Origin of the sequence: Pedobacter sp. UBA5917 (assembly GCF_002432345.1) — a bacterium.
In the GTDB taxonomy this organism is placed as follows: Bacteria; Bacteroidota; Bacteroidia; order Sphingobacteriales; family Sphingobacteriaceae; genus Pedobacter.
Map to the genome: position 1 here is coordinate 1 of NZ_DJDT01000096.1, position 12,144 is coordinate 12,144.

The window sequence follows — 12,144 nt, forward strand, 5'->3', positions numbered from 1 at the left end:
AAAGGGCGAGGGGCAGCGGCGAATCGGAAGTTTCGCCAGATTTCCCGTTTTTGTATACAATGGCTTCCCAACCGCCAATGCCGATTGTAGAGATAAAAACCAATACACATAATACAACCAAAGTAAATATTCCCCAACCAAAACCTTTGCTGATATCGCGTTGCGGATTTTTGGTTTCTTCGGCTACATTGGCAACGCCTTCAATACCCAGAAAAAACCAGATGGCGAAGGGGACTGCAGCAAAAACGCCGCTCCAACCGTTAGGGAAATTATTGTGGATTAGGTTTTCTGTATGGAATTTAGGCAGGGTGATACCCGAAAAGAGCAGCAATTCGCCAACAGCCAAAACGGTAATAATTACTTCGAACGAAGCTGCGGCCTTTATGCCATATATATTTAATGCAGTAAAAATAAAATAAACGGCAATAGCGCTGGTAAGAATGGGAACCTGTGGAAAAAATGCATTAAAATAAGATCCAATGGCAAAAGCTATAGCCGGTGGCGCAAATATAAATTCGACCATTTGCGCTATACCTGCAATAAAACCAATATTTTTACCGAGCGCAGTATTGGCGTAATCGAAAACCCCACCGGCCTTGGGTATGGCGCAGGCCAGTTCGGCATAACTGAAACTAAAGGTTACATACATCACCATAATGGCAGCTGTAGCGATGGCCATACCAAGGGTACCACCTTTTTCGAGACCCAGGTTCCAGCCAAAATACATTCCCGAAATTACATAGCCAACACCGAGCCCCCATAACATAAAGGGAGTAAGCGTTTTCTTTAAGCCATCTTTTTGTTCCATTGTGTGGATTTATAAGATTTAAATAGGTTTATATTATTTGCTCGAAAATGATAAACTATTAGCTTCGGTATCTGCTGTTTAAAGTAGTAATTATTTTTTGGTTTAAGGAGTTAATAAAATTGATTTTTGATTAAAAATAAAAAAACCAATGACAGTGCATTGGTTTTGTAAAATTCATTAATGATGGTTTTTGTCTACTCCGAATCTCGGTTTTTATTTACCATCTGGCCATCTCTCGTATTTTTCTGTACCGTAATGGCACCAAAAAGGGAGAGTAAAAAGGCAAAGGCATAAAATCCCTTTTCGCTTGGCAGCAAGGTAGCATTCCACAGGCCTATCACCAATAAAGTAATGGTTAACAGGGTAGAGAACCAGCTAAGGCCATAATAAATTTCGGTAACAGGTATGCCTTCCAGTTTATCGCGAACAGCTTTCTGTAAAGAAATTACGGCAAAAAGGCCAAACATCAATACGGTAAAATAATATCCTTTTTCGTTAAGAAGCATATCAGAACGCCACAGGCCTACAATAAAGCCGATCATTCCGATACCTAATGCAATCCAGGCGGCTGCCACGAATGCATTTGATGGTTTTTGATTCATTGTTTTGAGATTTAATTTAATTCTTTACAAAACGTTAAAGATTGGCAAAAGGTATAAAAATTAAAAGAGACTCTGTTAAATTATTTTCGAAAACCGTATAAATTGCTTTACATAAAATCAAACAAAATCCGATCTTTTGCATTATAGCTGTATACCCTTACCTTAGTAATATGCGAACCTTGCTTACTTCTGCCCAAATGCGCAGTGCCGATCAGTTTACCATTGCCAATAAACCCATTGCTTCTATCGATCTGATGGAAAAAGCAGCGAGGGCTTTTGTGCAAAGCTTTTTAAGAGATGAGTTTGATACCACTAAAAGTGTGGCTATTTTTTGCGGAAAAGGTAATAATGGTGGCGATGGATTGGCCATAGCACATTTATTGCTTGCTAATGGTTATGATAATATAAAGGTTTATATCGTTAATTTTAGTGAAAGGCAGAGCGATGATTTTGCCATTAATCTACAACGGATAGACGAGTCGCGCTGTAAAAAAACGGATATCAATCAACCTTCGGATCTGAAAAACTTAAAGGTAGACCTCATTATCGATGCGATTTTAGGTTCTGGTTTAAATAAACCCCTTGATGGCGGTTATGTGGAACTGGTTAAGGGCATTAATAAACTTAATAAAAAAGTATACGCAGTTGATGTGCCCACGGGTTTTTTCGCTGAAGGAAAACTGTCAAAAGATTATAATGGCATAAAAGCCTATAAAACCATTTCTTTTCAACGGCCGAAAATCAATTTTTTCTTTCCCGAATCGGCTGCTGCTACCGAGAAATTCGAGGTAGTGGATATTGATCTCGATGAACCGTATATCCAAAAACAGGATTCTGATTTCTATGTGATCGAAGAAAGTGATATCCAAAAAATCCTTCACCCGCGGAAGTTGTTCAGTCATAAAGGAACTTATGGACATGCACTTATCATAGCCGGCAATACGAATACCATGGGCGCTGCTTTGCTTTCATCAATGGCCTGTTTACATAGCGGTGCCGGTTTAACCACCGCATGCATTCCACAAAGTGGTTTGACTGCCTTAAATACTACTTTACCTGAAGTAATGGCCTTACCGAGAGATGAATATACAAGAATTGAGGACCCTAAAAAATACCAGTCTATTGCCATTGGTCCGGGTTTAGGTACCGATCCTGAAAATGAAAAACTATTGGAAAGTCTGATTTTGGCCAGACAGCCATTGGTAATTGATGCCGATGCACTGAATATTTTGGGAGAAAGACCCGATCTGATTGAAAAACTGGCCCCCAATAGCATTCTTACCCCACACGTAAAAGAATTCGACCGTTTGTTCGGCGAACACGAAAGTTGGTGGGATAGGGTACAATCAGCCAGGGAACATGCAAAAAAACTCAAAATCGTAATTGTACTTAAAAACCAGTATACTTTTATCTGTCTGCCAACAGGTAAGGTGCTCATCAACCCAACCGGCAACCCTGCAATGGCACAGGGTGGGATGGGCGATATCCTTACCGGCATTATTGCAGGTTTTGTAGCGCAGAAATATTCGGCAACCGATGCAGCTATGCTAGGTTGTTATATTCATGGCAAAGCTGGAGATGGCCTGGCGCACGATCATTTTGTGGTTACCGCATCGCAGGTGGCAACAAGAATATCAAAAGAGATTAAGATGCTTATTACCAAATAGTTTAAAATTTGGTTGTGGAAAAAAAGCAGAGCTATTCTACTATCTTTCTTTTAATAATTTATAGTTTAAGGGAATATTTTAATCAGATATCTTAAAAACGGAAAACTAAAATTATTATGGCACAAAAAGAGTACACGCTGAATGAGCTCATTAAGGAATCGGCAGAAAACCCGGCGGAAAACGATTTTTTTGAATTGGAAAAACCTGCTCTGCTCGAAGTTAACTTAAACAATCAAAGGATTTTGGCCAAAGCCGGATCAATGGTAGCCTATATCGGCAATATCGATTTTAAAAGAGAAGGTCTGTTGAGCAAAGGCTTGGGCGGTTTATTAAAGAAAGCCATTTCTGGCGAAGGAACCTCGCTAATGCATGCAGCCGGAACAGGTAAACTGTATCTGGCCGATGAAGGCAAAAAGGTAAAAATCATCAAACTTCAGAACGAGTCGGTTTTTGTTAACGGAAACGATGTTTTAGCATTGGAAGAAAACATTAAAAACGAAATTAAAATGCTGAAAAGTATTGCCGGAATGATGAGCGGCGGCTTATTCCAGGTAAAACTATCGGGTAGCGGCTATATTGCCATTACTACGCATGGTGAGCCGATTTTATTAAGGGTTACTGCCAACCAGCTCGTTTATACCGATCCGAATGCAACTGTTGCATGGTCGGAAAACCTAACGCCCAACATCAAAACCAATTTAACTTTTGGTTCTTTCATCGGCAGGGGTAGCGGCGAATCGTTCCAGTTGGAATTTTTTGGAGAAGGATGGGTGCTGGTGCAGCCATATGAGGAAGTGAAATACGCAGCTAAGTCTTAAATTATTTTTTGGCGTGGAGACACGAAACTATGGGTCTTAGCGAGACGCTAAGACCAGTAAAGTGTTATTTTTTGGTTCGTATCGATACGAACCAAGGCGGTAGATTGATTTCTCCATAGAAACACAAATGAAGATGTGGAATTTTAAAAAACTGTGGGTCTTAGCGAGACGCTAAGACCAGTTAAGGGGGAGCGACGAAGCAATCTTACAACAATCGCTATAACCTATAGTTTAAGATTGCTTCGCCGGCTGAAAAAGCCTTCTCGCAATGACGATTAAAGAGAAACAAAAAATCCCGGCATTTCATCAATGTCGGGATTTAATATATTTAGTTAATAATTTCTGTTTTAAACGCCACCCATTACGGTAAGTTTTTCCATTGTTGGGTTAACACTTCCGCCCATAGGCTCTAAAGTTACGGCAAAGGCCTGTGCCTCTTGTATGGCCTGCATTTTTACCAGTGCTTCGTTATTCGTAGAATCAGATTTTCCGAATACACCTAAACTCACCGGCTTCCCGTTTACCAGGGCCCATAACTGATATTCGTGCTCAGCATCGGCTTTAGGCAAATCCATCGCCACATAGTTGATCAGTACACTTTTATCTTTTTTGTTCCAGAATACCTTCATTTTAGATGCCGGGCTAAACGGCTGACCGGTCATGCGGATGGTTGCCCATTCCTTGCTTTCGGCCATTGCAGCGATATTGTCCAAACCCTGGTTCTCAAACTCCAGCTTGCTCACCACTCCTGCAAATTTTTGCTTATCAAGGCTTAAACTAGCAATCTGATCGTGCGCATCGTTTAACTTGTTGTAAGTAATAAACAATGCGGCCGTACTTACTACCAATAAAGCTACACAGGCAACTAAGGCGTAACGTAAAGTTCTTACTTTAGCATCACTTCCATCCAAACGTATAATTCTTGGTTCTTCAGCATAAATTGGTTCGGGTTGAACATTCACATTCTCTTCAACCTCACTTAAGCCCAACTTTTCGAACAATCTTGTTTCTACATCTGCAGATGGTTCTACAGCATTTTGCATAGCATATTGCTCCATAGCCTCCTCAATGGCGGCTATCTCATCTCTAACCTCTGGGTTTTGAGATGCCATTTCCTCAACCTGCAACGCTTCTTCAGGCGATAAATCACCTAATACGTACAGCTCAAGTACTCCAGATTCGATATATGCTTTTAAATTTTCCACGCTCAATTAAAATTCCTTCTCAATTCAATAATAGCCAGCCGGACCCGGGTTTTCACCGTTCCTAATGGCAGATCTAACTTTTCTGCGGCTTCCACATGTGTGAAACCCTTGTAATAAACTAAATCAAGAACTGCTTGTAAATCCGGTTTAAGGTTATCTACAAGTTGCTTAACACCAAGAACATCCGGGTTAAACGTAACCTTGTTCTGTTCATCAACGAAACTTACGTTATTTTCTATATCTTGGTTTTTGAGTGAATTCTTAAAATCTTTAGAACGGAGTTTGTCGATCGATAAATTGCGGGCAATATTCATCATCCACGTAAACAAACGTCCTTTGGTATTATCGTAGTGTGCTGCCGATTGCCATATCTTTACGAAGGTTTCCTGTAATACGTCTTCAGCAAGTTCTGTGTGGGTAATAATGCGTGAAATAACGCCATAAAGGGCCGACGAATACATGCTGTACAGTGTTTTTAGTACCGCTGGATCTTTCGATTGCAGTGCTAGAACAAGTTCCGGCTCAGTTAGGGTTAATTTTTTTAATGCAGTCACTATTGGTTACTAAGATACAATTCAGAACACAAAAAGCAAAAAAATGTTTTAGAAATGCATTCCGATAAGGAGTACGATTTCTAAAACATTCTTAAACTGATCGTTAAATAATCAGTCTATGCTATTCCATCAATTGGGAAAAGGTGTTTTTCGGCATGGTATGACGAACGTACCAACGGACCGCTTTCTACATATTTTAAGCCTTTAGCCAAACCAGCTTCTTTGTACATGGCAAAAGTATCAGGGTGGATCCAATCTACAACCGGGTGGTGGTTGCGGGTTGGTTGTAAATACTGGCCTAAGGTTAAAATGTGTACGCCATTGGCTACTAAATCGTCCATGGCTTCAAAAATATCTTCTTCAGTTTCGCCCAAACCAAGCATAATGCCTGTTTTTGTTCTTAAACCAAATTCCGAAATTCTTTTTAGAGCCTCTAAACTCCTGTCGTATTTAGCCTGTATACGTACCTGACGGGTTAAACGCTTAACTGTTTCCATATTATGCGATACCACCTCCGGACGTTCTTCTAAAACGCGGTATAAATTATCCCACTGACCTTTAAAATCAGGGATCAAAGTTTCTAAAGTAGTGATAGGACTTTCTCTGCGGATGGCCTGTAAAGTTTCTGCCCAGATAATAGAACCACCATCTTTTAGGTCATCACGGTCTACCGAGGTAATTACGCAATGTTTTACGCCCATTAACCTTACCGAATCGGCAATGCGGTTGGGTTCGTCAACATCAACTGCCAAGGGCCTGCCTGTAGCCACCGCGCAGAAAGAGCAGCTGCGGGTGCAGATGTTACCTAAAATCATGAAAGTTGCTGTACCTGCACCCCAGCACTCACCCATATTTGGGCAGTTTCCGCTTTCGCAGATGGTATGCAGCTTATGCGTGTCTACTAAACTCCGAACTTGTGCATATTCTTTACCAACGGGCAATTTTACGCGTAACCAATCTGGTTTGCGTTTAACTTCAGTTACAGCAGGTACTACCGGTAAATCAATCATGCTACAAAGTTAACGAATAGGATTGAATTGTTGCAACGCCGAAATGTTTGGGGGTTGTAATAAATAAGGTTAACTGGTTAGACTTGCGAAGTCAGCATAGGCCATCGCGCATGGCATACTTCGCAAGTCTGGGGCTGGTTAAAGCTTCATTTCAAAAGCAACCTGCCTTTTATTTTCCTCAAAGCCAACGCGCTCATAAAATTTGTGGCTTTCGGTACGTTTGATATTGCACCTCACTTTTAATTTTTTTACCTGGTGTTTTTTGGCCCAAAGATTTACACTTTCTATTAATTGCTTCCCGATTTTTAAATTACGGTAAGCAGAATCGACAACCAAACCACCAATTTCGACAAAAGGATCAGATTCAAGCCGTAGTGTATAAAAACCATGGATCCAACCCACTACTTTATCTTCAAGTATAGCAACATAAGCACAGTTTTCGTTACTGTTGTTAATTTGCCTGATTCTGGCCAATGTTTGTTCTATATTACTTTCGTAACCCAATTGTGTGGATAACGCTGCTACATTTTCGGCATCTTTTTCTAATATTGTTCTGATTTCGACCATTTTTACACATGATTTAACATGTAGAACTAAGTTAAGGTTTAAAATTGGTTTGGGCCAACTTACGAAGTCGCATAGGCCAGTGCTAAGGCCGACTTCGTAAGTTTAGCACAGAAGCAATCTAGCAATCAAACAATATAAAATAAGCACCCTGCCCGGCAAATAAATGTTAGCTAAAAATCATAAGCTTAACATTGCAACTTTAAACGTTTTAACTTTCTAACTAAATCTTACATTTGCAGTATGGATACTGGCTTACAGCTTTACAATACGCTTTCGCGCAAAAAAGAACTTTTTCAACCCTTAAATACACCCAATGTTGGGATGTATGTTTGCGGTCCAACCGTTTATAGCGATGTGCATTTGGGCAATTGTCGCACCTTTATTTCTTTCGATTTAATTTTCAGGTACCTTAAATATTCAGGTTATAAGGTACGTTATGTGCGCAACATTACAGATGCAGGCCATTTGGAAGGTGATAGGGACGAAGGCGATGATAAATTTGCAAAACGTGCAAAGCTGGAGCAGCTTGAGCCGATGGAAATTGTACAGAAATATACTTTGGGTTTCCATGATGTATTACGCATGTTTAATACGCAGCCACCAAGTATCGAACCTACCGCTACTGGTCATATTATCGAACAGATTGAAATGATCAAAGTGATTATTGCCAATGGTTATGGTTACGAAGTAGATGGCAACGTATATTTCGACGTAGAAAAATATAGCAAAGAGTATAATTATACCATTTTAACCAACCGCAACCTCGAAGACATGTTGAACAATACCCGCGAACTGGGTGGACAGGATGATAAACGTGGAAGGTTGGATTTTGCGCTCTGGATAAAAGCAAAACCCGAAACTTTAATGCAATGGCAATCGCCATGGGGCATGGGTTTTCCGGGCTGGCATATCGAGTGTTCGGCCATGAGCGCAAAATATCTGGGTGCCGAATTTGATATCCACGGTGGTGGAATGGATTTAGCTGCCACGCACCATACCAACGAAATTGCACAATCTGAAGCCTGCAGCCATAAACAGCCTGCACGTTACTGGATGCATACCAACATGCTTACCGTAAATGGTACGCGCATGTCTAAATCGGCAGGAAATGGTTTTCTGCCTTTAGAATTGTTTACCGGAGCACATCCCTTATTGAAAAAAGGTTATAGCCCGATGACGGTGAAGTTTTTTATGTTGCAGGCACATTACCGCAGTACCCTAGATTTTTCTAACGATGCATTGGATGCTTCTGAAAAAGGATTCCGCCGTTTAATGTCGGCAATAGGTTTATTGGACAAACTGCCGGTTGCAGAGCAGAACGATTTTGATATCGATGCATTGAAAGAGAAATGCATTGCAGCCATGAATGATGATTTTAACAGTCCGATTTTAGTTGCAGAACTTTTTGAGGCCGTTAGAATTATCAACACGGTTTATGATGGTAAAGGAAAAATATCGGCTGATGCCTTAGAGAAATTAAAACAACTGATCAACGATTTCGTATTCGATATTTTGGGCCTGAAAGATGAAGACGCCGGAGGAAACGACTTAAATGGCGTTTTGGATATGGTAATCAATCTGAGAACAGAAGCTAAAGCCAATAAGGATTACGCAACTTCTGATCGGATCCGCATCGGATTACAGGAATTGGGTATTCAGCTTAAAGACGGTAAAGAAGGAACCACCTGGAGTAAGGCTTAAGTAATCGACAAGTCCGTCCCCTTTTTAAGGGGGCAGGGGGATGAATAAAACAGAGGTATGAAAAAAACAGGGGTGACGAAATAATCACGAGATGAAAAATCTCTTTCTGGAACACTACTTTAAACAATTTTCCGTTCATTTGAAAAATGAACAAAAAACTTCTAATACTGCCTTTATTGGCGTTAATCGGGTTTGAGGCATGCCAGAATAAAACAAAACAGGGTGCTGATGAGAATGGGGAAGAAACTGCAGCAAAGCTTTCGTCGCCTGATTTTAATGCAGATAGTGCTTATGCCTATACCAAAGCACAGGTAGATTTTGGTCCGCGGGTGCCGGGAACAACTGCACATCAGAAATGTGCAGATTATTTAGTGGCAAAATTAAAATCCTTTGGAGCTGATGTGAGTGTTCAGGGTGAAAAAACACAAACCTATGATGGCAAAAGCTTCCAGTTAAAAAATATTGTTGCTGCATTTAATCCCGATAAAAAGAATAGGATATTGATTACCGCACACTGGGATGCCCGTCCATTTTCAGATCAGGATCCCGATCCGAAAAACCATACAAAAACTTTTGATGCCGCAAACGATGGTGCAAGTGGTGTAGCCGTAATCTTGGAAATGGCACGCCAGATACAACAGAAACAACCAAATGTAGGGGTCGATTTTGTGCTTTGGGACCTGGAGGATTATGGCAAGGCCAATGATGAAACGCCTGATGAAACCACCTGGTGCTTAGGATCGCAGTATTGGGCCAAAAAAGCAATTGCTTCGGGTTATAAAGCCCTTTATGGTATTAACCTGGATATGGTTGGCGGTGGTAATGCACAGTTTACACAGGATGAAATTTCGCGTCAGGCTGCGCCTGAGGTGGTAAACAAAGTGTGGGACATTGGAAACGAAATTGGCTACTCATCTTATTTTACCAGAATTCCGAGCGGTAAACTGGTAGATGATCATTTCTGGATGAATAAAGCAGGCATTCCCTCGGTTGATATTATCCATTATAATGATAACAGTGGTTTTTACATCAACTGGCATACCCAATTGGATAATTTAGCAAATATTGACAAAAACACCTTAAAAGCAACCGGCCAAACCGTGCTGGAAACCATTTACAGGGAAAAATAAAAGGCAACAATGTTCAATTGTTAATTATTTTTAAGACCATACATCAAAGAAAATTTTATATTCGCCAAACAATATTATCCTAATCAATAATGAAACAACTATTTTCAACTGCAGTAGCTTCACTTTTAGCGCTGGGTGCTTTTGCCCAAAAAAGTGATGGCACAACCAAATCTTTAGTAAATGCCGAAAAGGAATTTGCTAAATCAGTTGCCAAAAATGGAGATAAAGAAGCATTTCTGGATTATTCATCTGCAACTACTTTAGTGTTCAGACCAAACCCGGTTAATGCAAAAACTTTTTATACAGGTAAGGCAGATGCCCAAAATGATGTAAGCTGGACACCAAACCTGGCGAAGGTATCGCGTAGTGGCGATTTAGGTTTTACCACCGGACCTTATGAAATCGGAACTTCAGAAAAAAAATATGGCCAATACCTTTCTATCTGGAAACCGGAAAACGGAAGATGGAAACTGGCGATTGATCTTGGAACGGAAAGCAATAAGCCTTTGGCTAAAGTTAGCCAATCGTTTGTGGAGCCGAAAGACCATGTAGCACCAAAATTTTTAAATGAAAGGGAAATTAAGGCAGGAAGGGATATTATCTTAACTACCGAAAAAACATTAAATACCTTACTTAAAACCCATGGGATTGCAGCATTTGGCGGTTTTTTAACCAACGATGCACGTTTACTCTTCCCGGGTAATGAAGCCATTGAAGGAAAAGGAAAAATTATTGCTTTTTATAACGGAATGATCAGTAAGATCAACTTAAAAACCACAGGAGTAGATAAGGCGATAGGGAGCGATTTAGCTTATACATATGGTGTAGCTACCATTGATTATAAAGCTGATTTACGCGAGAGCTTTAACTATGTTTTTGTTTACGAAAAAGCAGCAGACGCAAGCTGGAACTTAATTGTACAGGCTTTTGTTCCTGCAGAAAGATAAAATAACAATGTGAATTAAAGAGGGCTATCGATAAAAAGAGGCCCTTTTTTTATGTCGGCATTTTGCCTTTACCTGAAGTTCCTTTCCGGTTTAGCCCCGATTGAAGCGGCATCCCCCGATTTTTCATCGGGGATATAGCGGAAAGCGGGAACAAACGCTAAGAACAGCACAGTTTTTGCGCTTCAAAAAGAAAACCTTTCTAATAAAATTGTCCATTTTACGTTTAAAATCTATGCACAAAAAATTACTTCTACTTTCTACGCTCATTTTACTTTTTTTAAATGTTTCGGCACAGAAAAAGAAATTCGATATCCAGGGTAAAGCCGGCGCACGTGGCATTATGCCCGAGAACACCATCGAGGGGATGTTAAAAGCACTTGATTTAGGTGTTACCACACTCGAGATGGATGCCGTTATTTCTAAAGATAAACAGGTGGTGCTTTCGCAGGAACCCTATTTTAACAATGAAATATCGCTACAGCCCAATGGAAAACCCATTAGTCTGAAAGACCAAAAGAACTTCAATATTTATAAAATGGATTATGCGGAGGTTAAAAAGTTTGACGTGGGCAGTAAGGTGCATAGCCGTTTCCCCGGACAGATGAAGTTTAAAGCTTATAAACCATTACTTACTGAAACAATTGATGCGGTTGAGGCCTATGTTAAAGAACATAAACTAGCGAAGCCCGTATACAGTATTGAAACAAAAACAATTAAAAACGGAGATAACGAATTCCATCCTGAGCCTGCAGAATTTGTAGACCTGATTATGGAAATCATTAATGCGAAAAAATTAACAAAAAGGGTGATCATCGAATCGTTTGATATGCGTACACTACAGTACCTGCACGAAAAATACCCTAAAATACAAATCTCGTTGTTAATTGATGAGAAAGAACCTTTTGAAGATTATATTGAAAAGCTTGGTTTTAAACCTACTATTTACAGCCCTTATTCGGTATTGGTTGGTAAAGGTTTAGTAGATCGCTGTCATGCTATGGGCATTAAAATTATCCCCTGGACAGTAAATACAGTTAAAGAGCTTAAATATTTTATGGATTTGGGTGTGGATGGTGTACTTACCGATTATCCTAATATTATGGGGCAATTGGACAACTAGTCTATCGGTCGGTTT

Annotated in this window: 12 protein-coding genes; 6 read left to right on the forward strand and 6 right to left on the reverse strand. The window is 40.1% G+C overall.

Features of this window, described 5'->3' with window-relative positions; translation table 11 throughout:
• On the reverse strand, positions 1-808 hold an 808-nt coding region (locus B2V92_RS05970; RefSeq protein ID WP_293305720.1), incomplete at its 3' end, for an amino acid permease.
• A 194-nt stretch (positions 809-1,002) separates the two neighbouring features.
• Positions 1,003-1,410, reverse strand: a complete 408-nt coding sequence (yiaA, locus tag B2V92_RS05975) for an inner membrane protein YiaA (protein ID WP_293305723.1) — start codon at positions 1,408-1,410, stop codon at positions 1,003-1,005.
• A gap of 170 nt (positions 1,411-1,580) precedes the next feature.
• Here yiaA and B2V92_RS05980 point away from each other — a divergent pair, with 170 nt between their 5' ends.
• Together B2V92_RS05980 and B2V92_RS05985 are read left to right on the forward strand one after the other, a co-directional pair.
• Positions 1,581-3,077, forward strand: coding sequence for an NAD(P)H-hydrate dehydratase (locus B2V92_RS05980; RefSeq protein WP_293305726.1), 1,497 nt, complete (start codon positions 1,581-1,583; stop codon positions 3,075-3,077).
• Positions 3,078-3,193: 116 nt separating this feature from the next.
• Positions 3,194-3,895: an AIM24 family protein gene (locus B2V92_RS05985; protein WP_293305728.1), complete on the forward strand. Its 702-nt coding sequence runs from the start codon at positions 3,194-3,196 to the stop codon at positions 3,893-3,895.
• Between the two features lie 347 nt (positions 3,896-4,242).
• Here B2V92_RS05985 and B2V92_RS05990 read toward each other — a convergent pair whose 3' ends face one another.
• From B2V92_RS05990 to B2V92_RS06005, 4 genes are all read right to left on the reverse strand, one after another.
• A complete protein-coding gene (locus tag B2V92_RS05990) occupies positions 4,243-5,100 on the reverse strand; it encodes an anti-sigma factor (protein ID WP_293305731.1) in 858 nt (285 codons plus the stop codon).
• A gap of 2 nt (positions 5,101-5,102) precedes the next feature.
• A complete protein-coding gene (locus B2V92_RS05995; protein ID WP_293305734.1) occupies positions 5,103-5,654 on the reverse strand; it encodes an RNA polymerase sigma factor in 552 nt (183 codons plus the stop codon).
• Between the two features lie 116 nt (positions 5,655-5,770).
• Positions 5,771-6,664: a lipoyl synthase gene (lipA, locus tag B2V92_RS06000; protein ID WP_293305737.1), complete on the reverse strand. Its 894-nt coding sequence runs from the start codon at positions 6,662-6,664 to the stop codon at positions 5,771-5,773.
• Between the two features lie 138 nt (positions 6,665-6,802).
• Positions 6,803-7,231, reverse strand: a complete 429-nt coding sequence (locus tag B2V92_RS06005) for a GNAT family N-acetyltransferase (RefSeq protein ID WP_293305738.1) — start codon at positions 7,229-7,231, stop codon at positions 6,803-6,805.
• A 240-nt stretch (positions 7,232-7,471) separates the two neighbouring features.
• Here B2V92_RS06005 and cysS point away from each other — a divergent pair, with 240 nt between their 5' ends.
• From cysS to B2V92_RS06025, 4 genes are all read left to right on the forward strand, one after another.
• A complete protein-coding gene (gene cysS / locus B2V92_RS06010) occupies positions 7,472-8,932 on the forward strand; it encodes a cysteine--tRNA ligase (protein ID WP_293305741.1) in 1,461 nt (486 codons plus the stop codon).
• A gap of 146 nt (positions 8,933-9,078) precedes the next feature.
• The gene (locus B2V92_RS06015) at positions 9,079-10,062 is read left to right on the forward strand and encodes a M28 family peptidase (protein ID WP_293305743.1); all 984 of its coding nucleotides are present in this window, start codon (positions 9,079-9,081) and stop codon (positions 10,060-10,062) included.
• 89 nt (positions 10,063-10,151) lie between these two features.
• Positions 10,152-11,009: a nuclear transport factor 2 family protein gene (locus B2V92_RS06020; RefSeq protein WP_293305744.1), complete on the forward strand. Its 858-nt coding sequence runs from the start codon at positions 10,152-10,154 to the stop codon at positions 11,007-11,009.
• Between the two features lie 232 nt (positions 11,010-11,241).
• Positions 11,242-12,129: a glycerophosphodiester phosphodiesterase family protein gene (locus tag B2V92_RS06025; protein ID WP_293305747.1), complete on the forward strand. Its 888-nt coding sequence runs from the start codon at positions 11,242-11,244 to the stop codon at positions 12,127-12,129.
• Positions 12,130-12,144: the final 15 nt, after the last annotated feature.